Source organism: Blautia sp. MB18-30, from assembly GCF_023669475.1.
GTDB classification, from domain to species: domain Bacteria; phylum Bacillota; class Clostridia; order Lachnospirales; family Lachnospiraceae; genus Blautia_A; species Blautia_A fusiformis.
Window position 1 is genome coordinate 45,858 of sequence record NZ_JAMOYY010000008.1, and the last position, 17,892, is coordinate 63,749.

Sequence of the window (17,892 nt, forward strand, 5' to 3'; positions counted from 1 at the left end):
GATATAAGAAATGAGAAAAAAAACAGTACAGGTGCTTTTAGGGGCAGCATTGATCGCAGCGATGTGTCTGGGGGCACCGACAGCTGCTTTTGCAGACGAGACAACGACAAAGGAGGAAACCGCAGAGAAAACTGGCGATAAAGATTCCGCAGAAGAAAAAGAGACCGCAGAGGATTTTCAGATCGGAGAGCTTACAGTAAAAAATCAGAGCGGACTTGAGGTGAAATCCGCAGAGCTTCAGGATGCAAAAGAGGATGACAGCAAAAAGAAAGACTCCAAGGATGCGGCAGGTCAGGATCTAGTGATCACCATGAAAGATGGTACAGAGCATACCTTCCGGAATGTGACACCGGATGACTGGAAAGAACCTGTTTTTTATAATGAGTATGAGATCCTTTATATTTCCTACACGGATGAAAAAGGAAAATCTCAGGAAGCGCTGGAAGATGCGAAGGAGACTGAGCTGGAAGAAGCTGCCACTACCTATGCAAAATCCAATGTAAATATCCGTGAAAAAGCGGATACAAAATCAAAATCCCTGAAAGTAACATCTCTTGGAACCGAGTTCAAGGTAACCGGTGTATGCCCTGGATGGCTGAAGGTTGAAGGAGATGGTGTTAAGGGATATGCGGCACATACATACTTCACTTCCAATAAAGATGAGATCGACAAGCTGGTAGCAGAGCAGAAAGCAGCTGAAGAGAAAAAAGTGGCAGAGGCAAAAGCGGCATCAGAGGCACAGGCAGCAGCAGACGCGCAGGCAGCGGCAGACGCGCAGGCAGCAGCGGACGCACAGGCAGCGGCAGACGCACAAGCAGCGGCAGACGCACAGGCAGCGGCAGAGGCACAGGCAGCATCAGAGGCACAGGCAGCAGCAGAGGCAGCAGCATCAGAACCTACCGAAGTTAGCCGTCAGGCCTATGATGACTGTGACGGAAGTGGTCATGGCTACTATGAGATCACCTATTCTGACGGAAGTGTGAGATACGAAGAGTATTGATTAGAATGAACGATAAGGAAAGATACGTATGAAAAGATTAAAATTGTTTTTTATGGCGATGGTCATGCTTTTTGCGGTGCAGATCTGCACGGTTTCCGTAACCTGTGAGACGCAGGCAGCAACTACTACGGCAACTGTAAAGAAGAAAACCGGTCTCTACAGAGAAAAAGGAAAATATTACTACTACACCAAGGGCAGAAAGATCAGAAACCAATGGAAGACCGTAAAGGGAAAACGGTATTATTTCGGGCCTAAATATTATGCGTTAACTTACCATAACAAGATCGGTTCCAGGATCTATGTGTTTGATACTGCAGGACGCCTTTTGAACGGAAAGACGTCACGTATCGTAAATGTAGGAAAATATTCCTATTACGTAAATAAATATGGAAATCCTTCAAAGGGTTGGCTGTGCCTTCCGGATAGAAATCTTTACTATGCGGATTCCTGGGGACGTTTTTACAAAAACCGTACTCTGGAGGGAATCCGGTTTAACGGAAAGGGGCAGGCTGTAAAAAATGATATGCGCAGTCTGAAGCTGCATTGTATAGGCGTGGTCCAAAATATTACAAGAAGTGGAATGTCCAAAAGCCAGAAGCTACAGGCGTGCTGGAGTTATGTGATAAATAATACCTATTATTCATCGGCCTATTATCCGAATTTAAATCAGAATGACTGGTGGAGAATGACTGCGTGGAGAACGCTTGCTACAGGAAAGGGAAACTGTTATGGCTATGCCTGTGCATTTGCCGCACTGGCAAGAGAGATCGGATATGATCCATATGTGGTATGCGGTCGTGTTCCGGGAACCAGAGATGGAGCCGGGGATGGCTTTACAAGACATAGCTGGGTGATCATAAACGGACTTCATTATGACCCGGAAGGACAGGCTAAGGGCTGGCATACCGGTGTTTATGGAAGCTACAGCTACGGAATGGATAATCAGATCCAGAAAACAGTTAATTTCCGTACAGGAAGAGGAAACTAAATAAAATATACAGCAAAGATCCCGGGGATTCAGATGTAAGATCCCGGGGTCTTTTTATATAAAACGAGTAGCGGGAAAGATGTCCGCAGAATAAGCTAAAGAAAGGTCAGCTGTCCGACGGGAGAGCTTTGGAAAGGTATAAAAGGATGTATACAGGAAAAGGGATAGGCGTGGCGGTTCTGGACACCGGTATTTTTCCTCATATAGATTTTGGCAGCCGTATTTCCGTGTTTCGTGATTTTACAGGAGTCAGACGCAGCCCATATGATGATAACGGACATGGGACTCATGTCAGCGGGATCCTTGCAGGGGACGGAACTGCATCAGGTGGAAAATATAAAGGGGCTGCACCTGGCTGCAGTATCGCTGCTCTGAAGGTTCTGGATCGTTTCGGGAACGGAAGCAGGGAGGATGTGATGCGGGCATTTCGGTGGATCATGGAGTTTGGAAGCATTTATCATATCCGTATCGTTAATATTTCAGTGGGAACAACATCCCGGGATCATAAGGAACAGACAGATCTTCTTGAAGGAGTGGAAAAACTTTGGGATCTGGGATTTGTGGTGGTAGCTGCAGCAGGAAATCAGGGACCGGGGGCCGGCACGGTAACAGCACCGGGAAGCAGCCGGAAGATCATTACCGTAGGCTCCAGTGATATGCTGAATGGCAGAAAGGCAGTTTCCGGAAGAGGCCCTACTTTTGACTGTGTGTGCAAACCGGATCTGGTAGCGCCGGGAAGCCAGGTCATTGCCTGTGCACCGGGACTGCCGTACTCATATGGGCTCAAAAGCGGAACCTCCATGTCGACGCCTCTGGTGTCAGGAGGGATCGCCTGCCTTCTGGAAAAAGATCCCCGGCTTTCTAATGTAGAGGTAAAGATGTTGTTAAGAGAAAATGCAGAAGATATGGGACTTCCCAGAAATCAGCAGGGATGGGGAAAATTTAACTGTGAAAAACTGTTGGCAGGCTGAATTATTATACAATTCTTATAAACATAGTGTGGTAAAGCACAAAAGCGTTGACGGAACCGGAAAATATGAGTACAATGTACAGTAAAAGTGCTGAAGAAAGATTCTAAAGGAAAGAGCACCTGGAATCCGAACAGGAGAATAAACCTCAAAAGGAGAAAATAATATGGAAAAAATCAAAATGCAGACACCTTTAGTTGAGATGGACGGAGACGAGATGACACGTATCCTGTGGCAGATCATCAAGGATGAACTTCTCACACCGTATCTGGAACTGAATACAGAATATTATGATCTTGGTCTTGAGCACAGAAATGAGACAGATGATCAGGTTACCATTGATGCAGCAGAAGCAACCAAGAAATACGGAGTAGCCGTAAAATGTGCCACGATCACGCCAAACGCAGCCAGAATGGAAGAGTATGACCTGAAAAAAATGTACAAGAGTCCAAACGGAACGATCCGTGCTATTCTTGATGGAACTGTATTCCGTGCGCCGATCGTTGTAAAGGGAATCGAGCCATGTGTAAAGAATTGGGTGAAACCGATCACACTTGCACGTCATGCATATGGAGATATCTATAAGAATACAGAATTTTATATTGACAAGCCGGGAGATGCATATCTTGTATTTGAGGGCGAAGACGGAGAAGAGCGTAAGGAGCTGATCCAGCATTTTGATGGAGCAGGTGTTCTCCGTGGCATGCATAATCTTGATGATTCCGTAAAGAGCTTTGCGAGAAGCTGCTTTAATTATGCACTGGACACAAAGCAGGATGTATGGTTCGGAAGCAAGGATACCATTTCCAAAACATACGATGGAAGATTTAAAGAGATTTTCCAGCAGATCTTTGATGCAGAGTTTAAGGATAAATTTGAGGAAGCCGGCCTGACCTATTTTTACAGTCTGATTGATGATATCGTAGCCCGTGTTATGAAGGCAGATGGCGGTTTTATCTGGGCATGCAAGAACTATGACGGAGATGTTATGAGCGACATGGTATCTTCCGCATTTGGCTCTCTTGCCATGATGACCTCTGTACTGGTATCCCCGAAGGGATATTTTGAGTATGAGGCTGCCCACGGAACAGTTCAGAGACACTATTATCGTCATCTTGAGGGAAAAGAAACATCCACAAACTCCGTTGCAACGATCTTTGCATGGACAGGAGCTCTCCGCAAGAGAGGCGAGCTGGACGGAAATGAAGCACTTGCTGATTTTGCAGGAAAACTGGAAAAAGCAACACTGGATACCATTGAAAGCGGAAAGATGACCAAGGATCTTGCACTGATCACTTCCCTGAAAGAGGTACAGGTATTGAACAGCAAAGAGTTTATCCTTGCTGTAAAGACAAAACTGGATGAACTGATGGCATAAATAACAGGAATTTCAGAATTTCAAGTAATTTCATAAAAAATAAAAAACTGCACCGGAAGATCCAGGGATGGATCACGGTGCAGTTTTTTTATGAGGGATATATATGGATCATCTGATCTCTGTCAGATCGAAGCGTTCATGGCCTGCTGTACATGTTCCACAAGGATCTGCCGGACCTGGGGATATTCGCCAAGTCCCTTCAGTACAGGGGTGACTTCATATCCTTCGGAAGAAAGACGGTTCATCCAGGAGTCCGGATCTGCACCGGCCAGATCGTTCTGTGCATGGTCGCCGGCTACGATCATGAAAGGCGCCAGCACGATCTTTTTCGGATGAAAGCTGTCGGCAGCCCGGAGAAGGGAGTCCAGGGCCGGATAGGCTTCTACAGTTCCAAGAAAAATATTTTTATGTCCGGTATCTTTAAAACGGTAATCCAAAGCAGCGTAAACCGTGTTTGCGTAGTGTTCTGTTCCATGTCCCATCAGTACAAGTGCAGTGTCCGGATCCATGTCCCGGAATTCATCTGCAACTACCCGGACGATCGCCTGGTTATCTTCTTCTGTTGTGAGAAGAGGATTTCCGAAAACAATACTGGAAAAACGGTCACGAAAAGAAAGCGCATCGGCTTTCATCTGATCATTTTCGATACCGTTGATCACATGAGTCGGCTGTACGATCACATCGGTGATACCATCCAGAAGCATCTGTTCCAGAGCTTCCTTTACCGTGTGGATCGTAAGACCGTCCCGCTTTTTTAGTTTGGCAATGATCATTTTGCTTGTCCATGCACGGTAGGTGGGACAGGCCGGGAATGCATCGGCAATATCGTGCTCGATGGCCTCGATGGTAAGCTTACGGGTGTTTTCATAGCTTGTGCCGAAACTTACTACTAGGATCGCTTTTTTTGAAGCTGAGTTCATACGGGGATTTCCTCCATCCTGATAATTATGGTGATTATGATAAATTCTTTATATTTCTCCGCTGGAATATAAAGATGATCCGCAATTTCTACCATAAGATATTATAAAAGGGAGGGCTGACATTGTCAATCGTAGTTGACTTTCCTTACGGAAATGTTTATCATTATAAAAGATTGTGGAAACAAAGGAGAAACGTAGGACATGAGTATATTCATGATTGGAATCGATCATAATATGGCACCTGTAGATGTCAGAGCGCAGTTTGCTTTTACCCGTAAAAATACCGGAGAGGCGCTGCGCAGGCTGAAAGAAGAAGCTGGGATCTGCGGGTGTATTATTCTGTCGACCTGTAACCGGCTGGAACTGTGGGTAAGTACTGCAGATGAGGAGAAGCCGGACCTGTATCAGTGGCTCTGCTCGTTGAAAGGTGTGCAGGGAGAACAATACCAGAAGTATTTTACCAGCAGAGAAAACGAAGAGGCGGTGGAACACCTTTTTTATCTTACCAGCGGACTGAAATCCCAGATCCTGGGGGAAGATCAGATCCTGACCCAGGTAAAAGAGGCGTTGAGTATGTCAAGGGATGAGTTTACCACAGACAGTGTTCTGGAGGTGCTTTTCCGTATGGCGGTAACTGCAGGCAAGAAGATCAAAACGGAAGTGCCGTTTTCTCATGGAAATCCTTCTGTGATCCATCAGGCCATCCGTTTTCTGGAAGAGGGCGGTTATCATGTTCGCAATAAAGTCTGTATGGTGATCGGAAACGGTGAGATGGGGAAGATGGCTGCCCAGACACTGCGTGAAGCAGGAGCGGATGTGACGGTTACGATCCGTCAGTACAGAAGTGGTGTTGTGAGCATTCCTGTTGGATGCAGCAGGATCAATTATGGTGAGAGAATGGATTATCTGCCGGAGTGTGACCTGGTGGTCAGCGCAACAGCAAGCCCCAATTATACACTGACGGAAGAACTGTTTGAGGATGTACGTGTGGAACGACCTATGATCCTTATCGATCTGGCAGTTCCAAGAGATATTGATCCGGAGATCCGAAAAAAAGATAACATCACACTTTATGATATGGACAGCTTCCGAACCGGCGAGACACCGAAGGAACTTGCAGATAACCTGGAAGCAGCAGGATCCATTGTGAAGGCCCAGATGAACGAATTTTTCCAGTGGCTGGAAGGTCGTGATATCATCCCGCGCATCCAGGAGATCAAAGCGGATGCTGTGGAAGATCTGAATCTGAGGATCGAAAAAATCTTCCGGAAAACTCCTATGGAGGATTCAGACAGAGAAAACCTGAAAAAAGCAGTGGATACTGCAGCCGGAAAGGTTGTGAACAAGCTGATCTTCGGGCTTCGGGACAGTCTGAACCAGGATGCTTTTCTGGAATGTGTGGAAGGACTGGAGAAACTTTATGAAGAATAAACCTTATTTCCCCATGTTTATAGACCTGTCCGATAAAAATATCGTTGTGGCAGGTGGTGGTAATATTGCTACCAGAAGAATAAAAACTCTTCTGAAATTTACAAGAAATATCACGGTAGTGGCTACAAAAGTGACCCAGGAGCTTATGGATATCGGGAAAGCAGGAACCGTGACTCTGTATATCCGTCCCGTGAAACGTTCTGATTTTGCCAATGCATATATGGTGATCGCAGCCACCAATGACTGGAAACTGAATGATGAGATCCACCGTGTCTGTAAGGAGGAGGGCATTTATGTTAATGTAGCCTCCGACCGGGAAGCCTGTGATTTTTATTTTCCGGGCGTATATATGCGGGATGAAATGGTAGTTGGAGTTACAGCCAGCGGACTGGATCACAAAAAAGCAAAGCGTGTAAGGGAAGAGATTCAGAATGCGCTGGAAAAAGTATTGGGAGAGCAGGATGAAGATGAAGAGAGATAAGATCGTGATCGGCAGCAGAGAGAGTAAGCTTGCAGTGCTGCAGAGCGAAATGGTCCGTGACTACATAAAAGGAAAAAATCCGGATCTGGAAGTGGAAATCCTCACTATGAAAACTACCGGGGATATCATTCTGGACCGTACACTGGATAAGGTTGGCGGAAAAGGGCTTTTTGTAAAGGAGCTGGATAAAGCACTGATAGATGGAAGAAGTATTCTTTCTGTACACAGCCTGAAAGATATGCCTATGGAGGTTCCGGAGGAGCTGCCGCTTCTGGCTTTTTCCAAAAGAGAAGATCCGAGAGACGTACTGGTTCTTCCTGAGGGAGCTTCTGAACTTGATAAAAGCAAGCCCCTTGGATGCTCCAGCTTAAGGAGAACCTTACAGCTTAAAAAACTGTATCCGGATATGGATGTCAGAAGTATCCGCGGAAATCTTCAGACAAGACTCCGGAAGCTGGATGAAGGACAGTACAGTGCATTGATCCTGGCTGCTGCCGGCCTTAAGAGACTCGGACTGGGATCCAGGATCAACCGGTATTTTACAGCAGATGAGATCATTCCGGCTGCTGGTCAGGGAATCCTTGCTGTACAGGGAAGAAAAGGGGAAACTTATGATTTCCTGGAGGGCTACTGTGATAAGGATGCCTGGACCGCGGGAAGTGCGGAGCGTGCTTTTGTAAAGCTCCTGGATGGAGGATGCTCTTCTCCGGTGGCTGCCCATGCGGAAATTCTCGGGGATGAGATCTATCTCAGAGGGCTTTATTATAATGAAAAAGACGGTTCCTATGTAACAGGAACACTGCGTGGCAATAAGGCAGATGCGGAAAGCTTAGGCAGGGAACTGGCAGAAACTCTTCGGAAAAAAGGAGAAAACAGATGAAAACAGGAAAAGTATGGCTGGTAGGAGCGGGTCCTGGCGATATCGGCCTTTTTACATTAAAAGGCCTCAAAGTGCTGGAACAGGCAGATGTGGTCGTCTATGACAGTCTGGTAGGTCAGGGAGTTCTGTCAAGAATCCCGGAAAATGCCAGGCTGATCAATGTAGGCAAACGTGCCAGTCACCATATCATGCGTCAGGAAAATATCAATCAGGTACTTCTTGAGGAGGCACAGCGGGGTCTTCGTGTGGTGCGCCTGAAAGGCGGAGATCCATTCCTCTTTGGAAGAGGAGGAGAGGAGCTGGAGCTTCTTCGGGAGAATGGGATCCCTTATGAGGTTGTTCCGGGTGTTACTTCCTCCATTGCAGTACCGGCATATAACGGGGTTCCGGTAACACACAGGGATTTCTGTTCTTCAGTCCACATCATTACAGGACACAAGAAAGCCGGAGAAGAATATGATATAGACTTCCGGGCACTTGTTGATACAAAGGGAACGCTTGTATTTCTGATGGGCGTGTCCGCACTTCCGGATATCTGCGAGGGTCTGATAGGTGCAGGAATGGAAAAGGACATGCCTGCGGCGATCCTGCAGAAGGGAACTACAGCAGGTCAGAAACGGATCGTAGCAACAGTTTCTACCCTGGAAGAAGAGGTGAAACGCCAGGGGATCGAGACACCGGCGATCATTGTGGTGGGTAAGGTATGTACACTGGCAGAGAAGTTTGGCTGGTATGAAGAACTGCCGCTTTCAGGATGGAAGGTCCTTGTCACAAGACCGAAGGAGCTTGTTTCCAGAACTGCGGACATGCTTCGTGAAAAAGGCGCGGAGGTTCTGGAGCTTCCGGCGATCCGTACTGTCCCCATGGAAGACCAGAGCCGTCTCTATAAAGCGCTGGATCACCTGGAGGAATATCAGTGGCTTGTATTTACCAGCCCTACAGGTGTAAGGGTATTTTTTGAAGAACTGATCCGCCATGGAAAAGATATCCGTGCCATGGGAAATGCCCGTCTGGCCGTGATCGGGGAAGGAACAAAAAAGGCCCTGAAGGAAAGAGGTCTGCTGGCAGATTTTGTGCCGTCGGTATATGACGGGGATACTCTTGGAAAGGAACTTTCAGAGCTTCTTTCCGGTGGAGAAAAGATACTTATCCCGCGGGCAGAAAAGGGTAATGAAAAGCTCACCGCATTTCTTGCACAGGCAGGCGCTGTGGTCGAGGATGTTCCGACTTATCAGACTCTTTACGAAAAGAGCCAGCTCATCGATGAGAAGAAGGAATTTGAAACAGGACAGATCAGCTGTGCGGTGTTTACAAGTGCCTCCACTGTGAAGGGATTTGTAGAGGGAACAAAAGGACTGGATTATTCAAAGGTTAAGGCGGCCTGCATCGGCAGACAGACGAAGGCGGCTGCTGAGAGCTTTGGAATGAAAGCATATATGTCAGAAAAAGCCACCATTGACAGTCTTGTCAAGCTGGTGGAGGATATGAAAAGGAGCGAATGATCATGGAACTGACAAAAAGACCAAGAAGATTAAGAGGTAGCGAAAACCTTCGTAAGATGGTACGTGAGACAAGAATGGATAAATCTTCTCTTATGTATCCTATGTTCGTAATGGAAGGAGAAAATAAGGAAGAAGAAATTCCGTCCATGACCGGGCAGTACCGTTACAGCCTGGACCGTCTTCCGTATAAACTGGAACAGCTTTCCAAAGCCGGTGTAGGCAGTGTGATGTTTTTTGGTATTCCTGACCATAAGGATGAAGTGGGCAGCGGTGCCTATGATCCGGAGGGGATCGTTCAGAGAGCTCTTCGCATTGCAAAAGAGAAATTTCCGGAGCTTTATTATGTAACAGATGTATGTATGTGTGAGTACACTTCCCATGGCCATTGCGGCGTTCTCTGCGGTCATGATGTGGACAATGACAAGACGCTGGAGCTTCTTGCAAAAACAGCACTTTCCCACGTGGAGGCAGGTGCAGATATGGTTGCTCCGTCTGATATGATGGATGGTCGTGTTGCAGCGATCCGTCAGTGTCTGGACAAGGCCGGACATTATACAACACCGATCATGTCCTATGCAGTAAAATATGCTTCTGCATTTTATGGCCCGTTCCGTGAGGCAGCAGATTCTGCTCCGTCTTTTGGGGACAGAAAAAGCTACCAGATGGATCCTCACAACAGCAGAGAAGGGCTGAAAGAGGCACTTGCAGATGTGGAAGAGGGTGCAGATATCATCATGGTAAAACCGGCTCTTGCATACCAGGACATGATCTGGCAGGTAAAGGAGATCACAAACGTTCCGGTTGCCGCATACAGTGTCAGTGGTGAGTATGCAATGGTAAAAGCAGCAGCTGCAAACGGCTGGATCGACGAAGAAAGGATCGTGGGTGAGATGGCTACAGGAGCATTCCGTTCCGGTGCGCAGATCTATCTTACCTATTATGCGGAGCTTCTGGCAAGACTTATGGATGAAGGGAGGATCGGCTGATGACAAGATCAGAACAGTTATTTGAGCGTGCGGTAAAAAGAATCCCGGGAGGCGTAAACAGCCCGGTAAGATCTTACGGAGCCATCGGTGAGGCACCTCGTTTTATTGAAAAAGCAGATAAATGCTACATCTATGATGTAGATGGAAACCGTTATGTGGATTACATTGATTCCTGGGGCCCGATGATCCTGGGACATAATTTCCCGGAGATCCGCGAGAGTGTGATCAAGGCCTGCGAAAATGGCCTGAGCTTTGGCTGTGCTACAGGAATCGAAGTAGAGATCGCAGAATTTATCTGTGAACATATTCCACATGTAGATATGATCCGTATGGTAAACTCAGGAACAGAAGCTGTTATGAGTGCCATCCGTGCAGCAAGAGGTTTTACCGGAAAAGACAAGATCATCAAATTTGCAGGTTGCTATCACGGACACAGTGACTGCCTTCTGGTAAGTGCCGGCTCCGGTGTCATGGCAAGTGGTATTCCGGACAGCGCCGGTGTTCCGAAGGGCTGTACACAGGATACCATGACGGCTACCTACAATGATGCCGCCAGTGTGGAAGCACTTCTCAAACAGGAAGAGGGAAATGTGGCAGCCGTGATCGTGGAGGCAGTAGGAGCAAACATGGGTGTGGTTCCTCCGAAACCAGGCTTCTTAAAGCGGCTTCGTGAGCTTTGCGATGAGCACAATTGTCTGCTGATCTTTGATGAAGTGATCACAGGCTTCCGACTTGCCTTTGGCGGAGCAGCAGAGTATTTTGGTATCCGTCCGGATCTTGTCACCTACGGGAAAATAATCGGCGCAGGAATGCCGGTAGGCGCTTATGGCGGACGTAAGGAGATCATGGATCTGATCTCACCGTGTGGTCCTGTATACCAGGCAGGTACCTTAAGCGGAAACCCGGTTGCCATGGCTGCAGGTTTCACACAGCTGAAATATCTCTATGAGCATCAGGAAATCTACAAAGATCTGGCTGCCAAAGGTGAGAAGCTTTACGGCGGCTTGAAGAAGATCGTGGAGGAAAAAGGTCTTCCATATCAGGTAAACTATGATTCTTCTCTGGCAAGTATTTTCTTTACAGACCAGGAGGTAAAAGACTATGTTTCTGCAAAAACATCCAACCTGGAGCTTTTTGCAAAATATTTCAAGGGAATGCTGAAACGAGGCATTCATCTTGCACCTTCCCAGTTTGAGGCGATGTTCCTTTCCACAGCGCATACAGATGAAGTAATTGATGAAACTCTGGAAGCAATGAGAGGCGCTTTGGGAGATCTGTAAAGAGGCGTAATGGATGCGCAGGAGCCGATCCATTTGCGTGGATTATGTGTGAACGCCATAGTGAACGGTAGCTTTGCATAAAAAATTGCACAAAAGATAACAGGATGGTAACTTGTTCTTGCAGAAGCTTTGTGATAAAATAAACACAAAAATACGTAACCAATGTAAAAAGCAGGAGGCCAGAACTTATGGGAAAAAAGAAGTACGTGGCTTACGTGGGAACATATACCCATGGAACCAGTAAGGGAATTCAGGTATACGATGTAGATGTAGAAAAAGGAACACTCACAGAACGAAGCGAAGTGGAAGTTAGCAATGCTTCTCATCTGGCAGTATCAAAAAACGGTAAATATCTGTATTCCATTGAGGATGAGGGTGTAGCTGTATTTGAAAGAGACAAGAACGGTGATCTTACCCGCCTCAACAGTGTGGATATCAACGGAATGCGAGGCTGCTATCTTGCAACAGATGTGGACGGAAGATATCTTTATGTGGCAGGGTACCATGATGGTAAGGTAACGGTTGTACATACACATAAAGACGGCCGTCTGGGAAGTGTTATGGACGGCGTTTTCCACAAGGGACTTGGAAGCGTGGCAGAGCGTAATTTCCGTCCGCATGTTAATTGTGTACGTCCGACACCGGATAATAAGTATCTCTGTGCGGTAGATAATGGTATCGATCAGGTTAAGATCTATCGTATCAATAAGAAGAAAGACAAACTGGAGCTGGTTGACATTCTTCGCTGCCCGAGAGAGAGCGGCCCTCGTATCATCCGTTTCAGTGATGACGGAAGATTTGCGTATCTTCTTTTTGAGCTCAGCAATGAGGTGAAGGTATACAGCTATGACGGAAGCGGTAAGAACCCGGAATTTCAGCTGCTTCAGAGCATTACCACTCTTGGAAAAGAGGATTCCAATGATGCGCTCCATAACGCAGCTTCCGGTATGTCTCTTTCTGCGGACGGTAAATATCTTTTCTGTACAACAGCAGGGGAAAATACTGTGACTATGTATGCAGTAGACCAGGAAACAGGCCTTCTGACCAAGAAATTTACACTTCCGATCAGTGGTGATTACCCGAAGGATCTTATGATCTTCCCGGATAATAAGCATATTGCTGTTGCCAATCATGCCAGCAACAGTATTACCGTTTTCACTGTGGATTATGAAAAGAATATCATCATGATGAATGAAAAACCAAGAAAGATCGAGACACCGAACTGTATCCATATCTGGCCGGTACCGGATACATGGGAGCAGTTGGATTAAGAACAGGATTGATCAAAGTAAGTCTTGTACAGGCAGACAAAAACAGACTCAGGGACGAGTAGGAACTTTCCCTGAGTCTGTTTTTTTGCGCATTTATAATTTTTTATCTGACAGGTCAAAATGTGAAATTACCGCTGATAAAATTCGTGGATACGATCCATCCGTGCACTCATATTGTTAAAAAGTGCATCTGTAATGGTAAGTGCTGCCATAGCTTCCACAACGACTACTGCACGCGGTACGATCACCGGATCATGCCGGCCCTTGATCTCAAGCTCCAGGTTTTCTCCGGTGTTGGTCACAGTAGACTGAGACTGACTGATGGAAGGAGTAGGTTTGATATGTGCACGGAGAATGATATCGCTGCCGTCACTCATACCGCCCATAATACCACCTGCGTGGTTGGAAGTTTTGGAAATAATGCCGTCTTTTTGTACAAAACCGTCGTTGTCTTCGGAACCGGTAAGACGTGTCACGTTGATGCCGTCACCGATCTCAACAGCTTTTACAGCACCAATGGACATGATCGCATGAGCGAGGGTAGCATCCAGCTTGTCAAAAACCGTATCGCCCAGACCGGCAGGAACGTTTTTGATGCGGCATTCGATCACACCGCCGGCACTGTCCTGACTGTTCAGACATTGTTCGAGATAGGCAGATGCCTTTGCGGCTGCGTCGGCATCTGGCATGCAGAGTGCATTATTTCGGATCTCTTCTTCTGAGAAGGACCGGATCTCTACAGGACCGATGGATCTTGCGTAGGTAGTAAATGTAATGCCAAGTTCGTTTAACAGCTTGATGGCAATGGCACCGGCTGCCACACGTCCGGCGGTTTCTCTTCCGGAGGAGCGTCCACCTCCACGGTAATCACGGAATCCGTATTTCTGGTCAAAGGTAAAGTCTGCGTGACCGGGACGATAGGAGTATGCGATATTTCCGTAATCTCTGGAACGCTGATCTGTATTGCGGATCAGAAGAGAAATTGGAGTACCGGTAGTCTTTCCTTCAAAAACTCCGGAAAGGATTTCCACCAGATCTCCTTCCTTACGGGCAGTTGTATAACGGCTCTGACCGGGCTTTCTCCGGTCAAGAAAAACCTGGATATCTTCTTCGCAGAGAGAAAGACCTGCGGGACAGCCGTCGAGAACGGCACCGATAGCCTTGCCGTGAGATTCTCCCCAGGTGGTAACCACGAATTTTTTTCCGAATGATGACTGACTCATTTGTATAACTTCCTTTCGTTGGAATTCTGGAATCATTATATAGGAAGCCGGAAAAAATGTAAAGAACGTGGAAGGCAGAATGAATTTTTATGTAAAGATCATGTGAAATTATTTAAAAGCTCTTTTAAAAAGAAAAGGTATGAATTGACAAAGCTATTTTGACTATTTATAATAAAAAAGAATTTTGCCCTGGCAAAAGAAAAGCAAGAGAAGGGAAGTGGGAATCGTGGTAAGGATTTACAAGACAATAGACGGAGCCATCCACCAGATACAGGAACCGGAGGAAGGCTGCTGGATTGCGCTGACGAATCCGACGGCAACAGAGATTTTTGAATTTTCCGAGAAGTTTGATATAGAGGTTGACGATTTACGATCCCCTTTGGATGAGGAAGAACGGTCACGTATCGAAGTTGAGGATAATTATACACTGATCCTGGTTGATGTTCCTATGATCGAGGAACGTAATGACAAGGATTGGTATGGGACAATACCGCTTGGCATTATTGTGACGGGGTCTATGATCTTTACCATCTGTCTGGAGGACACACCGGTTCTTACCAGATTTATGGAGGGAAGAGTCCGGAGCTTTTTTACCTATATGAAGACCCGTTTTATCTTTCAGATCCTTTACAGAAATGCGAGCATGTACCTGCGTTATCTGCGTATCATTGACAAAAAAAGTGAGCAGGTGGAAGAAAAACTGCATCTTTCCACAAGAAATGAAGAGCTGATCGAGCTTCTGGAGCTGCAGAAATCCCTGACTTATTTTATCACATCACTCCGGTCCAATGAGGTTGTGCTGGAGAAGCTTCTGAAGATAGACAGCATCAAGAAATATCCGGAGGACACCGATCTTCTGGAGGATGTCATCACTGAGAATAAGCAGGCGATCGAAATGGCCAATGTGTACAGCGGTATCCTGAACGGAACTATGGATGCTTTTGCATCGATCATCTCCAATAATATGAATATCGTTATGAAGGTACTGGCAATCATTACTATTGTCATGAGTATTCCGACTATTGTGTTCAGTGCTTACGGAATGAATGTGGCTGGTTCCGGTATGCCCTTATCAAGGAGTCCATTGGGATTTCTGATCATTATCCTGATTTCTGTGGCAATCAGTGTTGTGGCAGCGATCATTCTTTCCAAGAAGCGATTTTTCTGATTTTCAAAAGTTTTCTGAAAGGAGATTTTAATGAAATTTATTGACAAACTGGAACGTAAATTCGGAAGATTCGGGGTTCCGAATCTGACTGTTTACATCATCGGATGTTATGTGTTGGGGTATTTTCTGGCTATGTTTGCTCCGGGAGTTTTGAACATGCTGAGTCTTGATATGTCCATGGTCATGAAGGGACAGATCTGGAGACTGGTGACATGGGTGATCTATCCGCCGTCCAGTGTGGGAGGAACTGGCAATCTTGTGATGTTCCTTCTCGCAATCTTTTTTTTCTATTATCCGATCGGTACTTCACTGGAACGTACCTGGGGAACTTTCCGGTACACATTGTATATTTTTTCAGGTGTTTTGTTTACTGTGATCGCAGCAGTGCTTTTACATGTATTTACAGGTGGTTATGTGGTTATGAACGGGATCGCCTATTCTCTTGGCGGAAATATTTTTACCACATATTATATCAGTCTTTCTATTTTCCTTGCCTATGCAGTCACATATCCGGATCTTCAGCTGCTTCTTATGTTTGTGATCCCGATCAGGATGAAATGGATGGCCTTTGTATACGGACTGTTCATTGCGTGGGATATCGTATCTTATCTTCGAGTCGGGCTTTGGGTAGGTGTAGTACCGATCGTAGCATCACTTTTAAACTTTGTGATCTTTTATTTCAGTACCCGTGATATGAACCGATACAATCCGAAGGAGATCCACAGGAGGCAGCAGTTTAAGAAGGCTGTGGCTCCTTCCAGAACAGGGTCCGGTCCGAATGGGATCGCCAAGCATAAATGTGCGATCTGCGGACGTACCGAAAAGGATGACCCAAACCTGGAGTTTCGTTTCTGCTCAAAGTGCAACGGAAATTATGAATATTGTCAGGATCATTTATTTACACATAAACACGTACAGTAAAACGCACAAACGAAGGAGAACATTATTATGAAAAAAACTAAGATTATTTGTACACTTGGACCTGCCAGCAATAACAGGGAAACTCTGAAGGCTCTTATGGAGAATGGAATGGATATTGCCAGATTCAACTTTTCTCACGGAGACCACGAGGAGCAGAAGGGCCGTGTGGATATGATCAAGGAGCTTCGTGAGGAGCTTGATATGCCTATTGCCATGCTTCTTGACACAAAGGGACCGGAGATCCGTACCAGACTTTTAAAGGACGGACAGAAGGTTAAGCTAGAAGCGGGAAAACAGTTTGTACTTGGAATTGGCGATTTTGAAGGCGACAGCACAAAGGTTGCTATCACATATGAGACACTTTACAAGGATGTAAAACCGGGAAACAGAATCCTGATTGATGATGGTCTGATCGAGTTGGAGGTTAAGGCGATCAAGGGAACCGATATTGTCTGTGATATCTTAAACGGTGGTGAGCTGGGAGAGAAGAAGGGGGTAAATGTTCCCTATGTAAAAGTAAATCTTCCGGGAATCACAGAGCAGGATAAAAAAGATATTATCTTTGGTATCGAGCAGAAATTTGATTTCATCGCGGCATCTTTTGTCCGTTCCGCAGAGGTGATCCGTGAGATCCGTAAGCTTCTGAATGATAATGGTGGAAAGGATATCGGTATTATCGCGAAGATCGAGAATGCAGAGGGTGTTGAGAATATTGATTCCATAATTGAAGCATCTGACGGTATCATGGTTGCCAGAGGAGATCTCGGTGTGGAAATTCCTGCAAGTCAGGTACCTCACATCCAGAAGGCGATCATCCGTAAGTGTAACGAACATTATACACCGGTTATCACAGCAACACAGATGCTTGATTCCATGATCCGTAATCCGCGTCCTACACGTGCAGAGGTAGCTGATGTTGCCAATGCGATCTACGACGGAACCGATGCGATCATGCTTTCCGGAGAGACAGCAGCTGGTAAATATCCGGTTGATGCTCTTAAGATGATGGCAGATATCGCAGAGATGACAGAGCCGCATCTGGATTATAAAGTGTTTATTGAACATCGTTCCATGGATGGAAGAGAGAAGATCTCCAGTGCAGTGGCGCTTGCAACGGTGCGTACTGCAAAGAACCTGAAGGCGAACGCTATCGTAACACCGACAATGAGTGGAAATACAGCCAGACTGATCTCCAATTTCCGCCCGAAGGTTCCAATCTATGCGATCACACCAAACTCAACCATCCAGCATAAACTTCAGCTGATCTGGGGTGTAACACCTCTGAAAGGATATCAGAGAGATACCACGGACCATATCATGTCTCAGGCCATGAATGTTGTCCGCAGCCGTCATCTGATACATAAAGGAGACCTTGTTGTATTTACAGCAGGAGACCCTGCGACCAACATGACAAACGGTCGTGGTGCAGTGACAAATATGATGCACGTGATCGAGGCAGAATAAGACTGAGTTTTCTTCGGGAACAGCAGTCGGA

16 protein-coding genes are annotated in these 17,892 nt (G+C 46.2%); 14 read left to right on the plus strand and 2 right to left on the minus strand.

All coding sequences use genetic code 11. The features are described from left to right. Nucleotides 1-10 precede the first annotated feature (10 nt). From NCY57_RS05475 to NCY57_RS05490, 4 genes are all read left to right on the plus strand, one after another. Entirely contained in the window at nucleotides 11-1,000 is a 990-nt protein-coding gene (locus NCY57_RS05475; RefSeq protein WP_059085919.1) for an SH3 domain-containing protein, read from the plus strand. A gap of 28 nt (nucleotides 1,001-1,028) precedes the next feature. Next, nucleotides 1,029-1,988, plus strand: coding sequence for a transglutaminase-like domain-containing protein (locus NCY57_RS05480; RefSeq protein WP_021653022.1), 960 nt, complete (start codon nucleotides 1,029-1,031; stop codon nucleotides 1,986-1,988). A 146-nt stretch (nucleotides 1,989-2,134) separates the two neighbouring features. Beyond that, entirely contained in the window at nucleotides 2,135-2,959 is an 825-nt protein-coding gene (locus tag NCY57_RS05485) for a S8 family peptidase (protein WP_015525272.1), read from the plus strand. Between the two features lie 163 nt (nucleotides 2,960-3,122). Beyond that, nucleotides 3,123-4,334 (plus strand): NADP-dependent isocitrate dehydrogenase, encoded by a 1,212-nt coding sequence (locus NCY57_RS05490; RefSeq protein ID WP_059085918.1) that lies wholly within the window; start codon nucleotides 3,123-3,125, stop codon nucleotides 4,332-4,334. 122 nt (nucleotides 4,335-4,456) lie between these two features. Here NCY57_RS05490 and NCY57_RS05495 read toward each other — a convergent pair whose 3' ends face one another. Beyond that, complete coding sequence (locus tag NCY57_RS05495; protein ID WP_110103277.1) at nucleotides 4,457-5,254, minus strand: sirohydrochlorin cobaltochelatase; 798 nt, start codon at nucleotides 5,252-5,254, stop codon at nucleotides 4,457-4,459. A 201-nt stretch (nucleotides 5,255-5,455) separates the two neighbouring features. Here NCY57_RS05495 and hemA point away from each other — a divergent pair, with 201 nt between their 5' ends. From hemA to NCY57_RS05530, 7 genes are all read left to right on the plus strand, one after another. After that, a complete protein-coding gene (hemA, locus tag NCY57_RS05500; protein WP_173739430.1) occupies nucleotides 5,456-6,685 on the plus strand; it encodes a glutamyl-tRNA reductase in 1,230 nt (409 codons plus the stop codon). After that, nucleotides 6,675-7,166: a precorrin-2 dehydrogenase/sirohydrochlorin ferrochelatase family protein gene (locus tag NCY57_RS05505; protein WP_173739431.1), complete on the plus strand. Its 492-nt coding sequence runs from the start codon at nucleotides 6,675-6,677 to the stop codon at nucleotides 7,164-7,166. The genes hemA and NCY57_RS05505 overlap by 11 nt, the downstream gene beginning before the upstream one ends. Further along, nucleotides 7,153-8,046, plus strand: a complete 894-nt coding sequence (gene hemC, locus NCY57_RS05510; RefSeq protein ID WP_334297613.1) for a hydroxymethylbilane synthase — start codon at nucleotides 7,153-7,155, stop codon at nucleotides 8,044-8,046. The genes NCY57_RS05505 and hemC overlap by 14 nt, the downstream gene beginning before the upstream one ends. Then, nucleotides 8,043-9,548 (plus strand): uroporphyrinogen-III C-methyltransferase, encoded by a 1,506-nt coding sequence (gene cobA / locus NCY57_RS05515; RefSeq protein ID WP_110103275.1) that lies wholly within the window; start codon nucleotides 8,043-8,045, stop codon nucleotides 9,546-9,548. Before hemC ends, cobA begins: the two co-directional genes overlap by 4 nt. Nucleotides 9,549-9,550: 2 nt before the next feature. Then, the gene (gene hemB, locus NCY57_RS05520; protein ID WP_022426908.1) at nucleotides 9,551-10,534 is read left to right on the plus strand and encodes a porphobilinogen synthase; all 984 of its coding nucleotides are present in this window, start codon (nucleotides 9,551-9,553) and stop codon (nucleotides 10,532-10,534) included. Next, the gene (gene hemL, locus NCY57_RS05525) at nucleotides 10,534-11,814 is read left to right on the plus strand and encodes a glutamate-1-semialdehyde 2,1-aminomutase (RefSeq protein ID WP_015525262.1); all 1,281 of its coding nucleotides are present in this window, start codon (nucleotides 10,534-10,536) and stop codon (nucleotides 11,812-11,814) included. The genes hemB and hemL overlap by 1 nt, the downstream gene beginning before the upstream one ends. 188 nt (nucleotides 11,815-12,002) lie before the next feature. After that, nucleotides 12,003-13,085 (plus strand): lactonase family protein, encoded by a 1,083-nt coding sequence (locus NCY57_RS05530; RefSeq protein ID WP_022426906.1) that lies wholly within the window; start codon nucleotides 12,003-12,005, stop codon nucleotides 13,083-13,085. 128 nt (nucleotides 13,086-13,213) lie between these two features. Here the strand turns inward: NCY57_RS05530 and aroC are convergent, their stop codons facing one another. Beyond that, nucleotides 13,214-14,308, minus strand: coding sequence for a chorismate synthase (aroC, locus tag NCY57_RS05535; RefSeq protein ID WP_022426905.1), 1,095 nt, complete (start codon nucleotides 14,306-14,308; stop codon nucleotides 13,214-13,216). 226 nt (nucleotides 14,309-14,534) lie between these two features. On the opposite strand from aroC, the gene NCY57_RS05540 reads away from it, so the two are divergent. From NCY57_RS05540 to pyk, 3 genes are read left to right on the plus strand one after another with little or no spacing between them, the layout of a single operon-like run. Next, nucleotides 14,535-15,476 (plus strand): magnesium transporter CorA family protein, encoded by a 942-nt coding sequence (locus tag NCY57_RS05540; RefSeq protein WP_022426904.1) that lies wholly within the window; start codon nucleotides 14,535-14,537, stop codon nucleotides 15,474-15,476. A gap of 30 nt (nucleotides 15,477-15,506) precedes the next feature. Continuing rightward, complete coding sequence (locus NCY57_RS05545; RefSeq protein ID WP_059085913.1) at nucleotides 15,507-16,397, plus strand: hypothetical protein; 891 nt, start codon at nucleotides 15,507-15,509, stop codon at nucleotides 16,395-16,397. A gap of 27 nt (nucleotides 16,398-16,424) precedes the next feature. Continuing rightward, a complete protein-coding gene (gene pyk / locus NCY57_RS05550; RefSeq protein ID WP_059085912.1) occupies nucleotides 16,425-17,861 on the plus strand; it encodes a pyruvate kinase in 1,437 nt (478 codons plus the stop codon). Nucleotides 17,862-17,892 lie beyond the last annotated feature (31 nt).

Bases quoted from the DNA above. Each gene is read 5' to 3' on its own strand.
- NCY57_RS05475 (WP_059085919.1), top strand. From the start codon at position 11: ATGAGAAAAAAAACAGTACAGGTGCTTTTAGGGGCAGCATTGATCGCA.
- NCY57_RS05480 (WP_021653022.1), top strand. From the start codon at position 1,029: ATGAAAAGATTAAAATTGTTTTTTATGGCGATGGTCATGCTTTTTGCG.
- NCY57_RS05485 (WP_015525272.1), top strand. From the start codon at position 2,135: ATGTATACAGGAAAAGGGATAGGCGTGGCGGTTCTGGACACCGGTATT.
- NCY57_RS05490 (WP_059085918.1), top strand. From the start codon at position 3,123: ATGGAAAAAATCAAAATGCAGACACCTTTAGTTGAGATGGACGGAGAC.
- NCY57_RS05495 (WP_110103277.1), bottom strand. From the start codon at position 5,254: ATGAACTCAGCTTCAAAAAAAGCGATCCTAGTAGTAAGTTTCGGCACA.
- hemA (WP_173739430.1), top strand. From the start codon at position 5,456: ATGAGTATATTCATGATTGGAATCGATCATAATATGGCACCTGTAGAT.
- NCY57_RS05505 (WP_173739431.1), top strand. From the start codon at position 6,675: ATGAAGAATAAACCTTATTTCCCCATGTTTATAGACCTGTCCGATAAA.
- hemC (WP_334297613.1), top strand. From the start codon at position 7,153: ATGAAGAGAGATAAGATCGTGATCGGCAGCAGAGAGAGTAAGCTTGCA.
- cobA (WP_110103275.1), top strand. From the start codon at position 8,043: ATGAAAACAGGAAAAGTATGGCTGGTAGGAGCGGGTCCTGGCGATATC.
- hemB (WP_022426908.1), top strand. From the start codon at position 9,551: ATGGAACTGACAAAAAGACCAAGAAGATTAAGAGGTAGCGAAAACCTT.
- hemL (WP_015525262.1), top strand. From the start codon at position 10,534: ATGACAAGATCAGAACAGTTATTTGAGCGTGCGGTAAAAAGAATCCCG.
- NCY57_RS05530 (WP_022426906.1), top strand. From the start codon at position 12,003: ATGGGAAAAAAGAAGTACGTGGCTTACGTGGGAACATATACCCATGGA.
- aroC (WP_022426905.1), bottom strand. From the start codon at position 14,308: ATGAGTCAGTCATCATTCGGAAAAAAATTCGTGGTTACCACCTGGGGA.
- NCY57_RS05545 (WP_059085913.1), top strand. From the start codon at position 15,507: ATGAAATTTATTGACAAACTGGAACGTAAATTCGGAAGATTCGGGGTT.
- pyk (WP_059085912.1), top strand. From the start codon at position 16,425: ATGAAAAAAACTAAGATTATTTGTACACTTGGACCTGCCAGCAATAAC.